The 18,723-nt window shown below is 59.7% G+C and carries 24 protein-coding genes and 1 pseudogene; 12 read left to right on the plus strand and 13 right to left on the minus strand.

The genetic code is table 11. The features are described 5' to 3' along the window. Positions 1 to 3: 3 nt before the first annotated feature. Together FVV99_RS12645 and FVV99_RS12650 are read left to right on the plus strand one after the other, a co-directional pair. Positions 4 to 711 (plus strand): DUF1989 domain-containing protein, encoded by a 708-nt coding sequence (locus tag FVV99_RS12645; protein ID WP_148254432.1) that lies wholly within the window; start codon positions 4 to 6, stop codon positions 709 to 711. Next, positions 708 to 1,970: a M20 family metallo-hydrolase gene (locus tag FVV99_RS12650; RefSeq protein ID WP_148254433.1), complete on the plus strand. Its 1,263-nt coding sequence runs from the start codon at positions 708 to 710 to the stop codon at positions 1,968 to 1,970. Before FVV99_RS12645 ends, FVV99_RS12650 begins: the two co-directional genes overlap by 4 nt. Here FVV99_RS12650 and FVV99_RS12655 read toward each other — a convergent pair. Continuing rightward, positions 1,967 to 2,524 (minus strand): NUDIX hydrolase, encoded by a 558-nt coding sequence (locus FVV99_RS12655; protein WP_148254434.1) that lies wholly within the window; start codon positions 2,522 to 2,524, stop codon positions 1,967 to 1,969. The genes FVV99_RS12650 and FVV99_RS12655 overlap by 4 nt on opposite strands. A 205-nt stretch (positions 2,525 to 2,729) precedes the next feature. Here FVV99_RS12655 and FVV99_RS12660 point away from each other — a divergent pair, with 205 nt between their 5' ends. From FVV99_RS12660 to FVV99_RS12670, 4 genes are all read left to right on the plus strand, one after another. Next, on the plus strand, positions 2,730 to 3,353 hold the full coding sequence (locus FVV99_RS12660) for a CoA pyrophosphatase (protein WP_148254435.1): 624 nt from the start codon (positions 2,730 to 2,732) through the stop codon (positions 3,351 to 3,353). Next, a complete protein-coding gene (locus tag FVV99_RS18945) occupies positions 3,350 to 3,472 on the plus strand; it encodes a hypothetical protein (protein WP_269090063.1) in 123 nt (40 codons plus the stop codon). Before FVV99_RS12660 ends, FVV99_RS18945 begins: the two co-directional genes overlap by 4 nt. Positions 3,473 to 3,494: 22 nt before the next feature. Then, complete coding sequence (locus FVV99_RS12665; protein WP_148254436.1) at positions 3,495 to 4,250, plus strand: Mut7-C RNAse domain-containing protein; 756 nt, start codon at positions 3,495 to 3,497, stop codon at positions 4,248 to 4,250. A 129-nt stretch (positions 4,251 to 4,379) separates the two neighbouring features. Then, positions 4,380 to 4,928 carry a thioredoxin family protein gene (locus FVV99_RS12670; protein ID WP_148254437.1) on the plus strand — a complete coding sequence of 183 codons (549 nt, stop codon included), beginning with the start codon at positions 4,380 to 4,382 and terminating at the stop codon, positions 4,926 to 4,928. A 16-nt stretch (positions 4,929 to 4,944) separates the two neighbouring features. On the opposite strand, the gene FVV99_RS12675 is transcribed toward FVV99_RS12670, so the two are convergent. After that, positions 4,945 to 5,487 carry a YqhA family protein gene (locus FVV99_RS12675; protein ID WP_148254438.1) on the minus strand — a complete coding sequence of 181 codons (543 nt, stop codon included), beginning with the start codon at positions 5,485 to 5,487 and terminating at the stop codon, positions 4,945 to 4,947. Positions 5,488 to 5,636: 149 nt separating this feature from the next. Between FVV99_RS12675 and FVV99_RS12680 the strand changes: the two genes are divergently transcribed. Next, a complete protein-coding gene (locus tag FVV99_RS12680; protein WP_148254439.1) occupies positions 5,637 to 6,092 on the plus strand; it encodes a cupin domain-containing protein in 456 nt (151 codons plus the stop codon). A 262-nt stretch (positions 6,093 to 6,354) separates the two neighbouring features. Here the strand turns inward: FVV99_RS12680 and FVV99_RS12685 are convergent, their stop codons facing one another. From FVV99_RS12685 to FVV99_RS12695, 3 genes are all read right to left on the minus strand, one after another. After that, positions 6,355 to 6,669 (minus strand): HigA family addiction module antitoxin, encoded by a 315-nt coding sequence (locus FVV99_RS12685; protein WP_148254440.1) that lies wholly within the window; start codon positions 6,667 to 6,669, stop codon positions 6,355 to 6,357. A gap of 10 nt (positions 6,670 to 6,679) precedes the next feature. Then, entirely contained in the window at positions 6,680 to 6,958 is a 279-nt protein-coding gene (locus FVV99_RS12690; RefSeq protein ID WP_148254543.1) for a type II toxin-antitoxin system RelE/ParE family toxin, read from the minus strand. A gap of 163 nt (positions 6,959 to 7,121) precedes the next feature. Further along, complete coding sequence (locus FVV99_RS12695; protein WP_161598999.1) at positions 7,122 to 8,759, minus strand: alkaline phosphatase D family protein; 1,638 nt, start codon at positions 8,757 to 8,759, stop codon at positions 7,122 to 7,124. Positions 8,760 to 9,013: 254 nt separating this feature from the next. Here FVV99_RS12695 and ampC point away from each other — a divergent pair, with 254 nt between their 5' ends. The 3 genes and pseudogenes from ampC to FVV99_RS18950 form a co-directional block, all read left to right on the plus strand. Beyond that, positions 9,014 to 10,189, plus strand: a complete 1,176-nt coding sequence (gene ampC, locus FVV99_RS12700; protein WP_148254442.1) for a class C beta-lactamase — start codon at positions 9,014 to 9,016, stop codon at positions 10,187 to 10,189. Positions 10,190 to 10,356: 167 nt separating this feature from the next. Beyond that, positions 10,357 to 11,091, plus strand: coding sequence for a ParA family protein (locus FVV99_RS12705; RefSeq protein WP_148254443.1), 735 nt, complete (start codon positions 10,357 to 10,359; stop codon positions 11,089 to 11,091). A 33-nt stretch (positions 11,092 to 11,124) separates the two neighbouring features. Continuing rightward, a pseudogene (locus FVV99_RS18950) lies at positions 11,125 to 11,277 on the plus strand (class C beta-lactamase); the annotation flags it as partial. Here the strand turns inward: FVV99_RS18950 and FVV99_RS12715 are convergent. Next, positions 11,269 to 11,970 carry an aspartate/glutamate racemase family protein gene (locus tag FVV99_RS12715; protein ID WP_148254444.1) on the minus strand — a complete coding sequence of 234 codons (702 nt, stop codon included), beginning with the start codon at positions 11,968 to 11,970 and terminating at the stop codon, positions 11,269 to 11,271. The pseudogene FVV99_RS18950 and the gene FVV99_RS12715 sit on opposite strands and share 9 nt — an antisense overlap. 131 nt (positions 11,971 to 12,101) lie before the next feature. On the opposite strand from FVV99_RS12715, the gene FVV99_RS12720 reads away from it, so the two are divergent. Next, on the plus strand, positions 12,102 to 12,578 hold the full coding sequence (locus FVV99_RS12720) for an OsmC family protein (RefSeq protein ID WP_148254445.1): 477 nt from the start codon (positions 12,102 to 12,104) through the stop codon (positions 12,576 to 12,578). Between the two features lie 74 nt (positions 12,579 to 12,652). On the opposite strand, the gene FVV99_RS12725 is transcribed toward FVV99_RS12720, so the two are convergent. From FVV99_RS12725 to FVV99_RS12735, 3 genes are all read right to left on the minus strand, one after another. Next, entirely contained in the window at positions 12,653 to 13,054 is a 402-nt protein-coding gene (locus tag FVV99_RS12725) for a VOC family protein (protein WP_148254446.1), read from the minus strand. A gap of 234 nt (positions 13,055 to 13,288) precedes the next feature. After that, positions 13,289 to 13,606 (minus strand): DMT family transporter, encoded by a 318-nt coding sequence (locus tag FVV99_RS12730; RefSeq protein ID WP_148254447.1) that lies wholly within the window; start codon positions 13,604 to 13,606, stop codon positions 13,289 to 13,291. Between the two features lie 80 nt (positions 13,607 to 13,686). After that, entirely contained in the window at positions 13,687 to 14,427 is a 741-nt protein-coding gene (locus FVV99_RS12735) for an SDR family NAD(P)-dependent oxidoreductase (protein ID WP_148254448.1), read from the minus strand. 103 nt (positions 14,428 to 14,530) lie between these two features. On the opposite strand from FVV99_RS12735, the gene FVV99_RS12740 reads away from it, so the two are divergent. Continuing rightward, positions 14,531 to 15,157 carry a TetR/AcrR family transcriptional regulator gene (locus FVV99_RS12740; RefSeq protein WP_148254449.1) on the plus strand — a complete coding sequence of 209 codons (627 nt, stop codon included), beginning with the start codon at positions 14,531 to 14,533 and terminating at the stop codon, positions 15,155 to 15,157. 58 nt (positions 15,158 to 15,215) lie between these two features. Here the strand turns inward: FVV99_RS12740 and FVV99_RS12745 are convergent, their stop codons facing one another. From FVV99_RS12745 to nfsA, 4 genes are all read right to left on the minus strand, one after another. Next, positions 15,216 to 15,722 (minus strand): GNAT family N-acetyltransferase, encoded by a 507-nt coding sequence (locus tag FVV99_RS12745; RefSeq protein ID WP_148254450.1) that lies wholly within the window; start codon positions 15,720 to 15,722, stop codon positions 15,216 to 15,218. Positions 15,723 to 15,834: 112 nt separating this feature from the next. Then, on the minus strand, positions 15,835 to 16,503 hold the full coding sequence (locus FVV99_RS12750; protein ID WP_148254451.1) for a dihydrofolate reductase family protein: 669 nt from the start codon (positions 16,501 to 16,503) through the stop codon (positions 15,835 to 15,837). 161 nt (positions 16,504 to 16,664) lie between these two features. Continuing rightward, positions 16,665 to 17,702: a sensor domain-containing diguanylate cyclase gene (locus FVV99_RS12755; protein ID WP_148254452.1), complete on the minus strand. Its 1,038-nt coding sequence runs from the start codon at positions 17,700 to 17,702 to the stop codon at positions 16,665 to 16,667. A gap of 250 nt (positions 17,703 to 17,952) precedes the next feature. After that, the gene (gene nfsA, locus FVV99_RS12760) at positions 17,953 to 18,684 is read right to left on the minus strand and encodes an oxygen-insensitive NADPH nitroreductase (protein ID WP_148254453.1); all 732 of its coding nucleotides are present in this window, start codon (positions 18,682 to 18,684) and stop codon (positions 17,953 to 17,955) included. Between the last annotated feature and the right edge of the window lie 39 nt (positions 18,685 to 18,723).

Below are 18,723 nucleotides of genomic sequence, written 5' to 3' on the forward strand. Positions count from 1 at the left end.
CCCATGACATTCGATCACGCTCGTATCGCCAACATGCCACGTCAGAACGGTTACCCTTGCGGTAGTAACGCCACCATCGACAACCCCATCTCCCCCGATGGCATCCCGGTGCTGAGCAAACGCTATGAAGTTCCCGCCCGTCAGGGACGCGCCGTGCGCCTCAATGCCGGCGAGACGATCCGCATCATCAACACCCATGGCACTCAAGTCTGCGACACTTGGGCATTCAGTTCCCACAACCTCAATGAGTTCATGTCCTGGGAACATGGCCGTGCCTGGATCGATGGACTGATCCCCAAGGTCGACGATCCATTGCTCAGCAATCGCCGTCGCCCGATCATGACCCTGACCGCCGACACATCACCGGGCATTCACGACACGCTGATGGCGGCCTGCGATCTCTATCGTTACATGACACTGGGTGTGACCGACTACCATGACAACTGCGCCGACAATCTGCGCCTGGCGATGCAGGCGATCCAACTGGCCGTACCGGAAGTCCCGCAGCCACTGAACCTATGGATGAACATCCCGGTCGACGCGCATATGAAGATCGATTGGTGCCCACCGATCTCGCGCCCCGGCGATTATGTTGAATTGCGTGCCGAAATGGACTGCGTCGTGGCCATGTCGTCCTGCCCGCAGGACATCATTCCCATCAACGGCGAGCAGTGCGAGCCGGTCGAGCTGCATTTCGAGGTACGTGCATGACTCCGATAACCGCGCAGGCGATCGCGGCCCTCGACGGCGAGCGTTTATGGGCCGATCTGCATGAACTCGCACAATTCGGCGCCCGCGACGATGGCGGCGTCGCCCGGCTGACGCTGGATGACAACGACATCCAGGCGCGTCTCTGGCTGGCCGAGCAGGCCAGAGAACTGGGCGGCGATATGCAAGTGGACCCGCTCGGTAACGTCTTCGTGCATTTACCGGGCAGCGCCCCCGATCTGCCCCCCATCACCACCGGCAGCCATCTCGACAGTCAGCCGACCGGCGGCAAATACGATGGCGCTTACGGCGTCCTTGCCGGTATGGCAGCCTTGCGCGCCATCCGCGAGACGGGTATCCAGCCACGCCATTCCCTCGAGGTCGTCTCCTGGACCAACGAGGAAGGCGTGCGATTCGCACCGGGCACATCTGGATCGGCCTGCTTTGCCGGTGTACGAAGTGAAGCCGAGACACGTGCCCTAACCGATGCCGAGGGCATCACCTTCGGTGAAGCGCTCGATACCTGCTTGGCCCGGCTCGACGACGCAGGCGTCGAACGGCGTCCTCTCGGTACGCCTATGCAGGCCTTCATCGAGATGCATATCGAGCAGGGGCCGATCCTGGAACGCCGGGGTGCGTCTACGGGGATCGTGACCGGCATTCAGGGCGTTAGCTGGTTCGAATGCGAGGTGCGGGGGACCGCCAACCACGCCGGCACAACGCCTCGCGCCGCACGTCAGGATGCCTTGGAAGGCGCATGTGCCCTGGCCACTGCACTGCGCAACGTAGCCTGCGATGACGCGGATCGCCTGCGCTTCACCATCGGCCGTTTCCAGGTTTTTCCCGGCTCGGTCAATACCATTCCCGAGCGCGTGCTCTTTACCATCGACCTGCGCCACCCCGATGCCAGTACGCTCGGGGAGTTCGAAGCCCGTTTTCAGGCGCTGGCTGTACAGGAATGGGCCGGTTGCACAGCCACGTTGACGCCGCTATCGCGTATCGACCCGGTCACCTTTCCCACTGGTGCCACCCATGCCATCGCCGAGGCGGCCGGCGAGTTAGGACAATGTGCCCCACGGCTGGTATCGGGAGCATTTCATGATGCCATCCACCTGGCCGGCCACTGCCCCACCGGCATGATTTTCATTCCTTGCCAAGGAGGCATCAGTCACCACCCATCGGAGTGCATCAACGCGCACGATGCCACCGCAGGCGCCCGATTGTTGACCGCCACCCTCTGCCGACTCGCGTGTAGTCCCTAAGCGCTGCCGAAATAGCGCTCCCGGTCTTCCGGCGTAATGTCGCTGATGTGCAGCGGGTACGCATCGATCAGGCGATCCTGGTAAAAATGCCGCAGGGTGCGCTCAATGGTCGGAAAGGCCAGTTCCTCCCAGGGAATTTCATGTTCCTCGAACAGCGCCACTTCAAGGCTTTCAGGACCAGCATCGAAACTGCCATCAAGGTCGGCCCGGAAGATCATGTAGACCTGATTGATATGCGGCAGGTTGATCAAGGTATAGAGACCATGGATCGACACGTCGGCACATGCTTCCTCGAGCGTCTCCCGGGTGGCTGCCTCCACCGTGGTCTCGGCGTTTTCCATGAAGCCCGCCGGCAGCGTCCAGTACCCCTTGCGCGGCGGGATCGCCCGGCGGCACAACAATATGCGGCTTCCCGTCACCGGCAGGGTACCGGCTACGATACGCGGGTTCTGGTAATGAATGGTGCCACAAGCCTCGCACAGATAACGCGGACGATCATCGCCATCGGGTATCGCGAAGTGGACACGGTGTCCGCAGTGACTACAGAAGTTCATGCGCGGCCTCGTAATGAATGGCACCCGACAAACGTCCATGTTAGAGAAAGTTCGCAAGCCCCTGCAAGCGCCGCTCTCCACCGTGGCCCGATTCGCGTACCGAACTCGATGATAGTTGATGTCAGCCTGAGGCCGTACCACGACGTTCCGTCTTGACGCCTTCGCGCGGGCTGGGTACAAACGAATGAAACCCGACGGAACCGCCATGCTAGATATCGTTCGCGAGCGCCTGCAGGCGCACCATCCCCGACGCATCGCCCTCGACATGCCCCAGGCTGCCGTATTGATGGCAATCGTCGCGCGTCCGGCCCCGACGCTGCTGTTCACGCGCCGTGCCAATCACCTCAAGCAGCACAGCGGTCAGGTCGCCTTTCCCGGCGGCAAGCGCGAGCCCGACGATGCCGATCTGCTGGCGACCGCGTTGCGCGAGGCTCACGAGGAGATCGCCCTACCCCACAGCCGTGTCGAGGTGATCGGCCGGTTGAGCGATGTCATTTCGCTGCACGGCATGCGCGTGACGCCTTATGTCGGACTGATTCCGCCGGATCTGCCACTGCAACCGGACCTCGAGGAGCTCGACACCATCTTCGAGGTACCGCTTTCCGTCTTCCTCGAAGACTGCCGCAGCCATACCGACGTGATCACTGTCGACGGTCATCATCTCTACGTCCCCAGTTACCACGCCGAGGGGCATATCATCTGGGGCCTGTCGGCGATGATGCTGGTCGAACTATTGGCGGAAGGCTTCGGTTGCGATATCAGTCTCAGCCGCTTTCCCGAAGGCGGCCGCCTGCGCTATCGGCCGCCCCGCAAACTGAGGACGACATGAACGGCACCTCCATGACGCTGTCGCCGGCGGCGCTATACCGGCTGAGCGATAGCCTGGTAGCGCATGGCTGGTTCCGGCGCAATGCGTCACTAGGCGGGATCATCGACCCCGCGGCATGATCACCGACAGCGAGGTGCACCAATGGCCACCGCCGAGGTCCACTTCCATGGCGAACTGAACGATTTCCAGCCGCGGGAACGGCAGGCCCGGCCGTTCACCTACACATTCGACCGGCGTGCCGCCATCAAGGACGTGATCGAAGCACTGGACGTGCCACATACCGAAGTGGACATCATCCTGATCAATGGCCAGAGCGTCGAGTTCGGCGCCATCCTGCACGATGGCGATCGCGTCGCCGTCTATCCATGGTCGACCGAACCGCCCGTGCCCAACCCGCAACACCTGCGACCCCGACCACCGGCGCACCCGCGTTTCGTGCTGGATACCCACCTGGGACGGCTGGCCCGCTACTTGCGTCTGCTCGGTTTCGATACTCGATATCGCAACGATTACAGCGACCCCGAACTTGCCGCCTGTGCCGACGAAGAAGCGCGCATCCTGCTGACGCGTGACCGCGGCCTGCTGAAACGCAAACGTATCGCCCTCGCCCATTTCGTGCGCAACGACGATCCCTGGCGGCAACTCGAGGAAATCTGCGCACAATTCAGCCTGCATGACACCTTCGCTCCATTTACGCGCTGCGCACACTGCAACGGCACGCTCCAGCCAGTCGACAAGGCCCGGATCATCGACCGACTCGCACCCAAGACCCGGCGCTACTTCGACCACTTCCTGCAGTGCGACGGCTGCCGGCAGATCTACTGGGAAGGCAGTCATGTCGAGCACATGCACGGGCTGGTCGCCCGCTTGAAACGACATCGTGGAGCGTCCGGATAACAACGCAGCGTCCGGTTTTGTTATCCTGCAAGACAACATATCCACCACGGGACGTACCGAATCACGCAAGATGCGCCTTGCCAGCAGCGCGCAACGATTCCACACACACCCCAACGGGAGGCTCTGACCATGTCACTGACGCCATCCACGATGATCGACCTCGGCAGTCCCATGCCGGCCTTCACCCTGCCCGATGCGCATGGTGGAGATGTCGACAGCAGCCGGTTCGAAGGCCAACCGCTGCTGGTCGCCTTCATCTGCAATCACTGCCCGTTCGTGAAACACATTGCCGATGCCTTCGCCGACTTCGCCCGCGAGTATCAATCCAAGGGCCTGGCAGTGGTCGCCATCAACAGCAACGACTTCCACAGCCATCCCGAAGACAGCCCGGAACGCATGATCGAGGAAGCCCGCTCACGCGGTTATGAGTTCCCCTACCTGGTCGATGAAAGCCAGGACATCGCCCGTGCCTTTCAGGCCGCCTGTACGCCTGACTTCTACCTTTTCGACCGCAACCATCTGCTGGTGTATCGCGGCCAGTTCGACGACAGCCGCCCCAGCAAGGACATCCCCGTCACAGGCGAAGACTTGCGCACTGCCGCCGATGCCGTGCTCGCCGGAGACGCACCACCGACCCAGCAAAAGCCGTCGATGGGCTGCAATATCAAATGGAAGTGAATGGCGACGGCGCGGCTCACTCTTTCTTATGCGCCAGGCTCATGAGATAGAGTGCTGCCGCCAGCGCCAGCACCGACAGCGCCAGATAGATGGCGTCCAATGGCGACTGGAAACGGATATCGACCACAGCCCGGAAGAACTCGATAATCACCGCCAGGATCACGACCCGAGCGATCTTGTCCTTGAGTTGATCGAACGACTGCACGTTGAAAGGATGATAGGATGAGTGCGTTTCGGCCTGCTCAATGGGCGAGACGAATAAACGGTAGACCCCCAATCCGAAGATCAGCAACACGATGGCGATCAGGTAGATATCCACGGCCATGATGATGTTGGGTACCACAACATCGTGGATGTCCTCCGTGGCACCGAAGAAGTAGTAATCCACGGCAACCAGCAGCACGTGAAAGATATCGACGGTGCCGATGATGAACAACACCAACGCCCCGAGCAGGCTGGGTACTACCGCCAGCATGACCAGCAGACGTGAATTCCAGAGATAGCGTTCGAACCGCTGTTCGTGTCGGTTGGCATCAGGCTTGTTGGAGTTGTCTTCCATGGTCTCTCGCAGATCGGGAATAATGATGTTCACGACCATTATAGCCGTTTGGCACCCAGCGTCTCATTGCGTCATCAACCGTCGTTCACTCGACTTCAACGTTGAGGATGGCCACCGTGTCGCCGATCACGCCATCAGGAGACAATCGCATGTCACGCATTCAGCAGTTGATCGATCATTACCGCCTCCAGCCGCACCCGGAAGGCGGGCACTTCGTGCAGGTCTTCCAGAGCCGCATGACATTGAATTCGCCAGTGAACGGCGCCATTCGAACCAGCGCCACCCACATCTACTTCCTGCTTCAGAACGGGGAACGCAGCCGGTTTCACCAGGTGCTGCACGATGAACTCTGGCATGTCTATGAAGGCGCCCCGCTGCGACTGATTCGCGGCGACGGCCAACGCTTCGACGCGACCACCATCGGCGCGGGTTGCGACGATTACTTCGCCGTCGTCCACGGCGGCCAATGGCAAGGCGCGGAAAGCACCGGCGACTATACGCTGTGCGGCTGCACGGTCGCCCCGGGTTTCGACTTCGAGGATTTCACCATGATGTCGGACGCGCAAGCCAGGCAAGTGCCGCCCGACTGGCAGCACTTCGTGTGATTCACGACCTCAGGGAAGAGCCCGTGGAGGGTCTCAAGCCGCGCAGGCGGTCGCGAGCGAACAACTCGCTGGCTCCCGAATATCACCGGCCAAGGCATCCAGAGCACGTACGAACGGCGTTATTGCCAGAGCCTGAGGGGTGTCTCGAATACCCGAAGCGATTCATTCTTTGACTCCCCCTTGGCATAAAGCGCCTGAGTTCGTTTTTCAGCGAAGGATCTGGTCATGAATCAAAGCGCAATCTGTCACGTAACGCGACTGGTTATGCCCGGTGATCCATTTGAGAACCTGAGTTCCAGGGTCGAATTCTATTCAACTGATCGGCCAGAGCATCTTCGGCCACTTCAGTGTCGTAAGCTGCTTGCGCCCGCAGCCAGTAACCATTGGAAAGGCCAAAGAAACGACAGAGTCGCAGATCGGTATCGGCCGTTATAGCGCGCTTCCCGGCAATGATCTGCCCGATACGCTGAGCCGGAACTCCAACCTCCTTGGCGAGGCGATACTGAGAGATCCTCATAGGCTCAAGAAACTCCTCCTTCAGCAACTCGCCAGGCGTTACAGGATCAATGTCGCGCATAAGTCACCCCCTAATGGTAATCAACGATTTCGACATCTTCCGCGCCAGCTCTCGTCCAACGGAAACACAGCCGGAATTGTTGGTTGATCCGGATGCTGTACTGGCCTCGACGATCACCATTCAATGCTTCCAACCTATTACCGGGCGGTACCTTAAGATCCTCCAGCCGGTTTGCTAATTGAAGTTGGCGGAGCTTCCTCAATGCAACACGCTCAAGATTCACAAAGCGCCTGACACGGCGCCCACCGGCCAACTTCTCGGTATCCCTACACTTGAATGAGATGATCATGAGCTTAATGATGACGTATTGCGTTATTAACGTCAAACGTTATCATGGTGAGCTGGTGCAGCTGCGCAGGGCATAACGCAAAGCTCAACTCGCTGATCCTGAAGCGCCAGCGGAAGCATTAGTCGGGTTCGAGACCTTGGTTCCCTCACTGGCATTATTGCCGCTATACCAAGGCAATGTATTTCTGGTGCAGGTCGTCGCCTTCGGGGCCGCATCGGTATAGATGGGCGCCGATGGTGAGTTCGCCGTCCCAGTAATTGGCGTTGATCAAGGCGAAGTTATTCTTGCCTGCCACGGTATAGAGTTGCTCGAATTCACCGTCATAGCCGTTGATCCTGGCCGAGCGCTGCATGGCAATGGTGGCGAGGGATGGTGCCGGCGAGCGCGATATCGCGCTGGAGGTGACATTGAACAGGTTGGCCTTTGCGTACCGGGTCGAGTGGGTAATGCGGAACGCACTGGCGCAGTGAACATCGCCGCTCAGGATGATGATGGGCAGTTGGTGCCTGTCGGAGGTTTTCAGTAACAGATCCAGCAGTTTCCTGCGCTCGTCATGGTTCGTTTCGTGCCCCCATTCATCCATGAAATCGTCTTTCACGCTTCCCACATCAAGGGTATTCGCCACCATCTCGTTCCAGTGTACGACAGGCACGGGGGAAATGATGAAGACCGCTTTCTTGCGCGCCATCCTGCGCGATGTCATCCAGCGCTTGAAGCGATCAAACTGTGTTTCCCCGAGCAAACGGTACGAGTCCCGCTCGCAGTCATGGTGACCGCGCAAATCCAGGGCGTAGAAGGCGAATTCGCCATGCTCGAAGCCATAGTCCCACTGAGTGTCGTCCAGATTTTCCAGGTTCAGCGTGGTCGATGGGTTGTGGGAGTGCTGGTATTCCCAATACACCTTGGAGGCGGCCCGAAACATCAGCATGACGAGCTGATAGTCCTTCTCCGGGTCGTCATCCCGGAACAGGCGCGCCAGTTTCTCTTCCCGCTCCTTGCGCGTCAGCGAGCCCCAGCCATCCATGATTTCATGGTCATCCCAGATCATGTATTGCGGAAAGCGCCGGTAGACCGCCCTGACGTTTTCGAAATGCCAGTAGACGCGGTAATACGTTCGATACAGCTTGACGAAATAGTCGACCAAGCCTGCCTCATCGAGGGCGCCGGCATCGTCGCTGTATCGTTCGAGTAATGCCTGCTTGTTCTCTTTCAGCCAGTCCCAGACATCCTGGATACGCGACGCCTTGTTGGTATCGCAGTAGATCTGATCGCCACCGCCGATCACGAAGTGGGCCCGGCGGTCGTCGAGCACCTCGTGGAAGTTCTCCCAGGCACCTTCGTTACTCGGTTTGACGCTATAGGGGTCGTGACAGGAGTAGAATCCGAAGCGCAGCCCGATCGGTTTCTGCGGCAGCGTGCGAAACCAGTGCTGGTGATCGCCGCCCAGCTCGATGCGCCTGTCGATATCCGACGATCCGATCAGGTAGTAGTAATAGCGCGTCTCGGGGGTCAGGCCCTCAACGGTGAAGCAGTAAGTCAGGCCCTCGTCCTGGCGGAACTGATGATGATCAAGAGCGACGACGTAGTCGTGTTCATCCTTGATCGCTTCAGGCGTCTTGCCCGACAGGTCGTAATTATCCTCTTCCAGTTTCCGCTCACTGAGCAGTAACCACCACGTCCCTGCCTTGTATGTGCGAACCCAGAGCCGCACGGAGGATGACGTGGTATGTCCCACGATCGCCGCTGAATTCAGCTTCGGCTTCATCGATTCGTAATTGTCGGGATCCTGCAATACGGACATCGCTCGCCTCGCTTGTTGTTGTGTCGTCATGCACGCCTGGACTTCTGGATAGCAGAGGATACCCTGCATTCACAGCGATTCATCCAGCGCTCGTTCCACGCTGGAGACGACAGGCGGTGCCGACGTATCGCTCTTCAAGAGAACACGGGAGTCCGATGCCGGTCATGCTCCGGGAACTTCCGGTGATGGGGGTTTTCGTGCATGATGCCGACGCTGAATGATGGAGTCATTTACCGCTTGATAAGGACATTGCGATGAAAGGATGGATGCTGGGTATATCACTGACGCTGCTGGGTGGGGGCAACGTGGCACTGGCGCAGAATGACGATGCGGAAACACGAACCCGCGAAGTGCTCGACCCCATCGTCTCATCACTGATGGACGCGCAACATATCCCCGGCATGGCGATCGCCGTTGTCAGACCGCAAGGTACGTTGATTGCCAATTACGGCGTCGCCGATCGCGAAGCCGAGACGCCGGTCGATGACGACACCGTGTTCGAGATCGGCTCGCTCAGCAAGACCTTGACCGCCACCCTGGCGTCGCTGGCGGTCGTCGAGGGCCAACTCGATCTCGACGCCCCGGTGAGTCGCTATCTTCCCGAACTCGAGGGCAGCGCTTTCGACGAGATCACTGGACGCCACCTCGGCACTCACACGGGCGGCGGTTTGCCGCTCTTCGTTCCAGAGGCGGTCACGGATCGCGAGTCATTGATGGCGTGGTATCGCCAGTGGCAGCCACGCGAGCCGGTCGGCGAGAGTCGTACCTACTCGAATCTGGGCATCGGGTTGCTGGGGCTGGAAACCGCGGCCAGCCTCGATAGCGACTTCGTGACGGCGATGCACGCCAAGGTACTGGGCCCCTTGGGTATGGCGAGTACGTGGTACGACGTCCCCGACGCACGGATGGCGGACTACGCCATGGGCGAGGACAAGGACGGCGAGCCGATTCGTGTCTCGCCCGGCGTGCTGGATGACGAGGCTTACGGCATCAAGACCACGGCCACCGACCTGGCCAGGCTGGTGCAGACCCACCTGCATCAGGAAGACATCGAAGGCGATCTGCAACAAGCTGTCGACGCGACACGCCGGGGCTATTACCGGGTCGGCGACATGACGCAGGACCTGATCTGGGAGCAGTATCCGTTACCCGTTGCACTCGATACGCTGCTCGCGGGTAACGGGTATGACATGATTCTCGATCCCAACGCGGCCGAGGCGATCGAGCCGACGCTGCCTCCACGTGATGATGTCTGGGTCAACAAGACCGGCTCCACCAACGGATTCGGCGGCTATATCGTGATGCTTCCCGGAGAGCAGACGGGGCTGGTGATGCTGGCCAACAAGAATTACCCCAACGACGCACGCGTCGAGGCCGCCTATCGTATTCTCACCGGCCTCGACGCGATCGATGGTGATGAAGCACGCTAGTTATGCTGACGCTTCCAGCGCGCGTTCTACGGCGGCCTCGGCAAGCTGCTTTCCTGATACCCAGTGAGGCATGCATCATCTGGCCGTAACAATTTTTTATGTCATTGTTGTTATGATGCGATGTCACTTAGCCAACATATTCATGACATCTCAGGGAGCCACTCACCATGCGCATGCTGGCGCTTTATAGCATCAAGGGCGGAGTCGGCAAGACCGCCTCAGCGGTCAACCTCGCCGCTCAGGCCGCGCGTGCTGGCAACCGTGTACTGCTCTGGGACCTGGATCCCCAGGCCGCCACCAGTTTTTACCTGCGCACCAAGCCCAAGGTACGTGGCGGTGTGGAAAAGCTCGTCAAGGGCAAGGCCGACCTGGACAAGGTCATTCGCAGCACCCAGATCGAGAGCCTCGATGTGCTGCCCGCTGCCTTGGCATCACGGGATATGGACAACCTGCTAGCCAAGCGGGGCAACAGCCACCTGCGCCAGATTCTCAAGCCGGTCCGCAAGGACTACGATCTGGTGATTCTCGACTGCCCGCCAAGCCTCTCGCATCTCTCCGAGAACATCTTCTCGAGCGTTGATGCCCTTCTGGTGCCGATGGTACCCACCACGCTGTCCATGCGCACCCTCGAGCAGCTACGCGACTTTCTGGATGATCAGGAGCTGCCCAGCACCTTCTGGCCCTTCATCACGCTAGCGGATCGGCGACGCAAGCTGCATGTATCCATGATCGAGGAGATGCAGACCCACTGGCCCCTGATGCTGTCGACGGTGATTCCCGCGGCCAGTGCCGTCGAGCGCATGGGGCTGGAGCGCGCTCCGGTGCATACCTTCGCGCCGCGTACCACGGCAGCCCGCAACTATCAGGCGCTGTGGCACGAGATCTCCCAGCGACTCCAGTAACGGTTCACCCCGACGCGCCTGCATCAATTCTGCACCAACGGCTTCGGCGGCTATATCGTGATGCTCCCCGGTGAGCAGACGGGACTGGTGATGCTGGCCAACAAGAATTACCCCAACGACGCACGCGTCGAGGCCGCTTACCGTATACTCACCGGCCTCGGCGTGATCGATGGCGAGTCATTCTGACTCATACAGCGCTCGTCCCACGGCGGCCGCGGCATGCAGTGCCGTCGTGTCGTAGAGCGGCACGTCAGTATCGGTTGCCTTGACCAGCATGGCGATCTCGGTACAGCCGAGAATCACCGCTTGGGCACCATCGGCGTGCAACGAGCCGATCACATCCAGGAACCCGTCTTTCGAGGCGGGTTCGATACTCCCGAGACAGAGTTCATCGAAGATCACCCGATGCACATAGTCTCGCCGGGCCTCATCCGGCACCCTCACCTCAATCCCGTAATGCTCGGTCAGGCGGGATTTATAGAAATCCTGTTCCATGGTGAAGCGCGTACCGAGCAACCCGACCCGCGTGATGCCGTCGGCGACCAGGCGTTCGGCGGTGGCATCGGCAATATGCAGTAACGGGATATCAATGGCCGCTTCCACCTGCGGCGCCACCTTGTGCATGGTGTTCGTAGCGATCAGCAGAAAATCCGCCCCGGCCCGCTCCACCTGGCGAGCGGCATTCGCCAGCACCTCACCGGCATCGTCCCATCGCCCCTCATGCTGCATGGTCTCGATCTCGGCGAAATCGACACTCACCATCGCCACCTTCGCGGAATGCAATCCGCCCAGCGCCTGCTTCACGCCCTCATTCAGCGCCCGATAGTAGCTCTCGGTGGATTCCCAACTCATGCCGCCAAGCAACCCTATGGTAAGCATTGCGAACCGTCCTCTGGATGTGTATTGATGAACAGACTCTGCATGAACCTGAGCGATATCGAATACAATAGACGACATACGCCGCGCGACGCGACTCGCACTCAGCCACGACCGACCGGGAGGGCCCTCTGATGAACCAGCGCGACCACCGCTACCAGCTTCACCTTACCTGGACCGGCAATCGCGGCAGCGGCACCAGCGCCTACCGCGACTATGACCGGGACATGATCATCGATATCCCCGGCAAGCCGGCCCTGCACACCTCCGCCGACCCGGCCTTCCTCGGTGACCCTGCTCTGCACAACCCGGAAGACATGCTCGTCAGTTCGCTCTCGGCCTGTCACATGCTGTGGTATCTGCACTTATGCGCCGATGCCGGCATCGTCGTCACCGCCTACACCGATGACGCCACCGGCCATATGACCCTGACCCGCGACGGCGGCGGCCACTTCACCCAGGTCACGCTCAGGCCACGCGTCACGATCACCGAAAGCAGCGACGCGGACCTCGCCGAACGCCTGAATGAACGTGCTCATGAACTCTGCTTTATCGCCAACTCGGTGAATTTCCCGGTGGTATGTGAGGCGGAGGTTGTCGTGGGAGGTTAAGGCCATCGCTCAAAGCACAAGGTTTCTGCGTCTATCGGGGCTGCTGTTGGGGTAACCCGGTCGCCCCAGGCCACTCACTCGATATCACCGCGATATACGACATGGACCTTATTTCCATCCAGATCACGGAAATAGGCGCCGTAGTAACCGATACCGTAGTGCTGGCGTTCACCTGGCGCTCCCTCGCCTCTAGCGCCAGCCGCCATAGCGGCCTGATACGCGACGCGGACTACAGCGGGAGACGACGCCGCGAACGCGACCATGTTGCCATTGCCCGCGCTGGCTGGCTTACCGTCGAATGGTTCATACACGTAAAAGCGAGGAAGCGACTGTCCGGGTAACACCCAGCATGCAGAAGCGGGGCCCCCATCCGGAGATACCGACCGCCGTTCCATACCCAACTCTGCAAGAACGGCATCGTAGAATGCAGCGGCGCGATCCAAGTCGGAACTGCCGAATGTCACGTGGCTATACATGAGTTCCTCTGGCGTTTGACGACCCGACGTACCGGCCATCAGGAGTACAGCGAGTCATTGTCCGAGTCGTGAAACATGGCTTCCGCACAATGGCCGCTGACTCAGGATGCCTGAACACAGCCATTGGCGCACGCACTCTTGGGCAGAATCACAAAGGCCCACGGCCTATCACCGTCAGGCATATCCGGACGAAGCAGCGCTGCTACCAGTTCGACTCATTTTTCGGTATCGCCTTCACCCGTCGACGAATTTCAACCCCGCGACGCCGATGACGATCAAGGCAAGACACAGCAATCGCGCCGGGCTCTGGCTCTCCCCGAGGGCCACGATGCCGAGCAGTGCGACACCGAAGGTGCCGATACCGACCCATACCCCATAGGCGGTGCCGATGGGCAGGCTTTTAAGGGCGAGAGACAGCATGAAGAAGCTGACGCCAGCGGCGATGACGGCAATCAGGCTCGGCCACATTCTAGTGAAGCCCTGACTGGCGTTGAGCGACATTGCCCATACGATCTCCAGCAGGCTTGCCGCCATCAACAGTATCCATGGCATGGGGGCCGTACTCCTATCATATTGACCCCGACACATGGACATGCCGGGGCTGGGGTGATGGATCATGCTGCCAGTCGCAATCAGGCAGCGTAGCCACCATCTACGGTGATCGCCGTGCCTGTCGTGTAGCGCCCACTTTCACCGGCCAGGTAGGCCACGGCAGCGGCGATATCCTCGCCCTGCCCGTATTGCCCGAGTGCGGTCCAGGCCTTCTCTTCCTCGGCGCCGGGGGCACCGGCCGGGTTCATGTCGGTATCGGTGGGGCCGGGATGTACGAGATTCACGGTGATCCCGCGCGGCCCCAGATCGCGAGCCAGCCCTTTGGTCAAGCCGGTCAATGCCGATTTGCTCATGGCGTAGAGGCTGATGCCGGGGACAGGCACTCGCTCGACAAAGCAACTGCCGATGCTGATGATGCGCCCGCCTGCACCCATGTGCCGCATGGCAGCCTGTGCCGATACGAAGGCAGCCCGCGTGTGCACCGCCAGCGTTCGATCGATATCATCGATCGTGAAGTCTTGCGGCTCGCCATAGGGGAAGATGCCGGCGTTGTTGACCACGATATCGAGTCGGCCGAAGGTGCTGGCCGTTTCATTGATGGCGCCGATGAGGGCATTCGAATCGGCACTGTCGCACTGGATCGCTATCGCCCGACCACCGTCACGCTCCACACCATCGACCAGGGCTTGTGCCCGTATCGAGTTTTCCCGGTAGGTAAAGGCTACGGCCGCACCGTCCTGGGCCAGACGCTTGACGATGGCGGCCCCGATGCCACGACTACCACCGGTCACGAAGGCGGCTTTATCTTGCAGTACTTGCATGGAAGGACTCCTTATTTATACCGAAAGGTACATAAATTATGTTTGCCATCAGGGGCTTTCTCAATTACTTTATTTCCCAATCGGTACAAAAATGGAGAACCCTATGTCGTTACGTGGCAGACCCAGAGCATTCGATCCCGACCTTGCACTCAGAAGTGCCATGAACCTGTTCTGGGAGCGGGGATACGAGGGAGCCACGCTCACCGACCTCGCCGCCGTCATGGGCATCAACAAGCCCAGTCTCTACGCCGCGTTCGGCTCCAAGGAGGCGTTATTCCGCCAAGCCGTCTCTCTTTACGACAAGGCGGAAGGCAGGGGGATCGAACTGGCGTTGCATGCCGAGCCCAGAGTGCGAGACGCCATCGCCAAATTCCTGCAGCTCAATCTGGCATCCTATACCGACCCGGACAAACCGAGCGGTTGCATGATCGTGCTGGCGGCGATGATCGGCTCACCGGAGAATGCCGGCACTCGTGACTATCTTGCGGCCCAGCGCGCGGAAACCCGCAACGTGCTTCGTCAGCGTCTGGAACGGGGGGTGGCGGAAGGCGAACTCGCCGAGGAAACCGACTGCAACGTCATCGCGGATTTCTACACCACGGTGTTGCAGGGGCTATCGATTCAAGCGAGGGATGGCGCGACCCGCGAGCAATTACGGGCCATCGCCCAGGCAGCAATGGCAGGCTGGGAATCAATGACCACCGAGCCGGCCACGCATAGTGAGGCCTGACAGGTACATGACGCACCGGCGTCGAGTCGCGCATCGCCACGCGCGATGCCATCGATGGTTAGCCATGAGCATAGAACGCTCGATGGTAGGTCACTTCGCCCTGGGGGAAGCCATTACCGAACGATAACGCCTGGAAATATTCAGCAGGGACGCCTGGAAACACCAGCCCCTCGACAGCCTGGAAACCGAACCGCCCATAATAGTCAGGATCGCCCAGAACGACACAGCCCGACGCCCCTTGTGTCTTGATATCGTTCAGCGCCCGCTTCATCAGCCTTGAACCCGCCCCCTTACCCTGATAATCAGGCAACACCGACACCGGCCCCACCCCATACCATTCGGTAGTACCATCCGAGATATGGACTGGCGACAGCGCCACATGCCCGATGATCACCCTATCCACCGCGGCAGCCAGCGATACCGACAACGCACCAGCCTCCTGCAGCGCATTCACAATGAATTGCTCGGTATGATCCGAATGAGGGACTGCCTGAAACGCCGACTCGATGACTGTTACGATCCGGTCAGCGTCGCCGGGCGTTGCGTTGCGAACCGTGAGGTTCATTTGGAGGCCTTTTGCGGAGGTAATTACGAAGCGAACTAGCATCACCAGCCGTCTCTTGCAACATATGACGCCGTTCATAACCGGTGCAGCGCGAGCGTTTCACCGTGGATAGCTAACCCTCTCGCTGCATCTTCTCACGCCGTGAGACTTCCGCCGGCGTGGGAGGGTCCATGGCAAAGTCACCGGTTTTCACCGCACCGTCGCGCACATATTGCGCAATCACAAGACCGTTAGGCGACACTCGACTGGCGGCGAGTTTGAACGCCGCTGCCCTGGCGCCATCGTCAAACAGCTTCTTGCCGCCCCCGAGCACTACCGGGAATGTGAACATGTTGATCTCGTCGACGAGGTCACTCGCCAGCAGCGTTCGGATCAAGTCGGTGCTGCCTTGTGTGACCAGCGCTGGCCCGTCTTCCTGCTTCAGCTTGGCGACATCGGGCGCCGCGTCACGCAGCGCCACCGAGCCCTTCCAGGTCAGATCCAGGCCCTGTCGGGTCGCAACGTACTTCGTGATCGAATTGAAGGTTCTGGCGATGGAATCATCAGGCCCGTCCTCGGCATACGGCCAGTGTGCGGCGAAGATCTCGTAGGTCTTACGTCCGAGCAGCAGGTCGAACCGCTGACTGAACATCTTGCCGATCGCCTCGCCGAATATCTCGTCCGCCAACGGCGCAACCCAGCCGCCGTAGCTGAAGCCGCCGGTCGGATCTTCCCGAGGCCCACCGGGCGCCTGCATGACGCCGTCCAGTGAAACCATGGCACCGACAATCACTTTCCGCATGAGCTCATCCTCCTGGTTTACCTTCTCGCACCAGTAGTCGAACGAGACACCGCGCAATCGACAGCTCGGCACGTTCTGGATGAGGCTTCCAAAATGGATATTCTGAGTTCCAACTCAGCCGTTATTGAGCGTTTGGTGCCAGACCGCGTGAGACTACCTTTTCAGGATATTCCTGGATGAGACTCGGCGGGTTTGATAAAGATTGCACGCCGTTTGCGTTTGATGGCGTACATCGCTTCATCCGCTCTGGCGATGAGGGCCACGGTATTGTCGTTACCCGGTTCCGAGGTCACCACGCCTACACTGGCGCCGGGATAGTCCAGCGATGTATCTCCGATCGAGAACCGGCCGCTCATGAGCGCCTCCATTCGATGACGAAAGACGTCACGCCCCGTGTCTGGATCAGCCGAGCAATCCATCCCGAACGCCAGGAACTCATCGCCGCCATACCGGCTGACGAAATCTGCCTGACGAAGGCCGGCAGTCAGGCTGTTTGCCATCTCTATGAGAAACCGGTCGCCGGCGTCATGACCGTAGGTATCGTTGATGGTTTTAAAACCGTCGAGGTCGATGAACGCCGCATGCACGACACCTTGAGAGCGCTGGGCGACCTGCAGGGTACGCGACAGTTCAGCCAGCGCCGCGCGACGATTGGGAATACCGGTGAGCGGATCCGTCAATGCACTCTGCTGGTAGGTGATGTTTTCCTGCCGCAGCCTGGCAAGCAGGCGTTCCCGGTCGAGCTGGTGCGCAATCAGGTCGGAAAACATGATCAGTAGTTGATGGGCATCCTGGCTGATCCTGACCTGTCCGCTGGATACCCCGCATAAGGTGCCATGCAACTCGCCACTGCCGAGACGCACGGGATGGCTGAGAAAGGTCTCGATACCGAGCTTCCGGGCGGCCTGCGAATCGCCCCAACGGCCGCTGACGTCGTCGGAGTAGAAGCAGTCATCATGTATCGCCCGCTTGCATAGACTGTCCCCCCACGGCACCGTTATCCCTTCGGGAATCTCCATGTTGCGACTATTACGGGCAAAGAGAACCGTTTGCGTGTTCTGATCAAGGTCGATCGAGGTGAGATAGGTCGACTCCAGACCTGTGACCGACTCGAGGATCTTCAACAGCGGACGAACGAACGTCTCGAGGTCTTCGCTTTCGGAAACGGCCTCGACAAGATCCTTCAGAATTGGGTCCATTACGACAACCTCATGATGCAATCCAGACGCCCCCAGCCCCTTCACAAAGCACGTTCTGTCACTGATTGGAGCCGTCTGACGGCACTTACTGGTTTTCGGACGATCCGTTGTATAAGCAACGCTGGTTCAACGTTATCTGATCATCACCCTAACACTGACGTCTACATTGTCTCATACGAGGGATCGACGGTGGATCATGGAAATGCCGAGGCAGGATGAAGCAGAGCGCCCGCAGGCGCCCTGCATGAAGTCACTTCATCTCGAAACCGCGGTCGGTCAGGAAGTCGCGCATATGGGGACGCAGTTTGGTATCGAAAAGCGGTGCGAGATTGCGTGACCAGTTGGCGTCCTTGTGGCCGCCACTTCTTTGCTGGTAATAGGTGTGCATGGCGTCATCGAAGGCATCCACCTGCTCGCGGTCGTCGCTGTAATGGTCCTCCTTGAGGATCGCTTCGACCGGCAGACGGGGCTTGACGTCCGGCTCGTGGGCCGGATATCCCAGGCACATGCCGAATACCGGGTAGACATGCTCGGGCAACTGAAGCAGGTCGCTGATCGCCTGCGGATTGTTGCGAATGCCACCGATGTAGCAGATTCCCAGTCCTTCGGATTCGGCCGCAATCGCGACGTTCTGTGCCATGAGCGCGGTATCCACGTTGGCCACCAGCAGTTGCTCGGTCATGCCCCGCACCACGTTGGCACCGGTGCGCTCGGAAGCTTCCGTGGGGCGTTTCATATCGGCGCAGAACACCAGGAAATCCGAGCAAGTGGCGATATAGTCCTGACCGCCGGCCAGCTCGGCGATCTTCTCACGCTTCGCCGGCGTCGTGACATGAATGACGCTGTAAGCCTGAACATGACTGGACGTCGCGGCGCTCTGTCCGGCCTGAATGAGCTCCAGCAGCAACTCATGAGAGATCTTGCGATCAGTGAACTTGCGGATCGAACGGTGGGATTTAAGCAATTCTATGACGGGATTCATGCAACCTCGCTCCACGTGAAATCATTTGCGTCCTAACCA

The organism is Aidingimonas lacisalsi (assembly GCF_008079445.1).
Lineage (GTDB): Bacteria > Pseudomonadota > Gammaproteobacteria > Pseudomonadales > Halomonadaceae > Aidingimonas > Aidingimonas lacisalsi.

Coding starts and splice junctions, on each gene's coding strand:
- FVV99_RS12645 (WP_148254432.1), top strand. CDS start 4: ATGACATTCGATCACGCTCGTATCGCCAACATGCCACGTCAGAACGGT.
- FVV99_RS12650 (WP_148254433.1), top strand. CDS start 708: ATGACTCCGATAACCGCGCAGGCGATCGCGGCCCTCGACGGCGAGCGT.
- FVV99_RS12655 (WP_148254434.1), bottom strand. CDS start 2,524: ATGAACTTCTGTAGTCACTGCGGACACCGTGTCCACTTCGCGATACCC.
- FVV99_RS12660 (WP_148254435.1), top strand. CDS start 2,730: ATGCTAGATATCGTTCGCGAGCGCCTGCAGGCGCACCATCCCCGACGC.
- FVV99_RS18945 (WP_269090063.1), top strand. CDS start 3,350: ATGAACGGCACCTCCATGACGCTGTCGCCGGCGGCGCTATACCGGCTG.
- FVV99_RS12665 (WP_148254436.1), top strand. CDS start 3,495: ATGGCCACCGCCGAGGTCCACTTCCATGGCGAACTGAACGATTTCCAG.
- FVV99_RS12670 (WP_148254437.1), top strand. CDS start 4,380: ATGTCACTGACGCCATCCACGATGATCGACCTCGGCAGTCCCATGCCG.
- FVV99_RS12675 (WP_148254438.1), bottom strand. CDS start 5,487: ATGGAAGACAACTCCAACAAGCCTGATGCCAACCGACACGAACAGCGG.
- FVV99_RS12680 (WP_148254439.1), top strand. CDS start 5,637: ATGTCACGCATTCAGCAGTTGATCGATCATTACCGCCTCCAGCCGCAC.
- FVV99_RS12685 (WP_148254440.1), bottom strand. CDS start 6,669: ATGCGCGACATTGATCCTGTAACGCCTGGCGAGTTGCTGAAGGAGGAG.
- FVV99_RS12690 (WP_148254543.1), bottom strand. CDS start 6,958: ATGATCATCTCATTCAAGTGTAGGGATACCGAGAAGTTGGCCGGTGGG.
- FVV99_RS12695 (WP_161598999.1), bottom strand. CDS start 8,759: ATGTCCGTATTGCAGGATCCCGACAATTACGAATCGATGAAGCCGAAG.
- ampC (WP_148254442.1), top strand. CDS start 9,014: ATGAAAGGATGGATGCTGGGTATATCACTGACGCTGCTGGGTGGGGGC.
- FVV99_RS12705 (WP_148254443.1), top strand. CDS start 10,357: ATGCGCATGCTGGCGCTTTATAGCATCAAGGGCGGAGTCGGCAAGACC.
- FVV99_RS12715 (WP_148254444.1), bottom strand. CDS start 11,970: ATGCTTACCATAGGGTTGCTTGGCGGCATGAGTTGGGAATCCACCGAG.
- FVV99_RS12720 (WP_148254445.1), top strand. CDS start 12,102: ATGAACCAGCGCGACCACCGCTACCAGCTTCACCTTACCTGGACCGGC.
- FVV99_RS12725 (WP_148254446.1), bottom strand. CDS start 13,054: ATGTATAGCCACGTGACATTCGGCAGTTCCGACTTGGATCGCGCCGCT.
- FVV99_RS12730 (WP_148254447.1), bottom strand. CDS start 13,606: ATGCCATGGATACTGTTGATGGCGGCAAGCCTGCTGGAGATCGTATGG.
- FVV99_RS12735 (WP_148254448.1), bottom strand. CDS start 14,427: ATGCAAGTACTGCAAGATAAAGCCGCCTTCGTGACCGGTGGTAGTCGT.
- FVV99_RS12740 (WP_148254449.1), top strand. CDS start 14,531: ATGTCGTTACGTGGCAGACCCAGAGCATTCGATCCCGACCTTGCACTC.
- FVV99_RS12745 (WP_148254450.1), bottom strand. CDS start 15,722: ATGAACCTCACGGTTCGCAACGCAACGCCCGGCGACGCTGACCGGATC.
- FVV99_RS12750 (WP_148254451.1), bottom strand. CDS start 16,503: ATGCGGAAAGTGATTGTCGGTGCCATGGTTTCACTGGACGGCGTCATG.
- FVV99_RS12755 (WP_148254452.1), bottom strand. CDS start 17,702: ATGGACCCAATTCTGAAGGATCTTGTCGAGGCCGTTTCCGAAAGCGAA.
- nfsA (WP_148254453.1), bottom strand. CDS start 18,684: ATGAATCCCGTCATAGAATTGCTTAAATCCCACCGTTCGATCCGCAAG.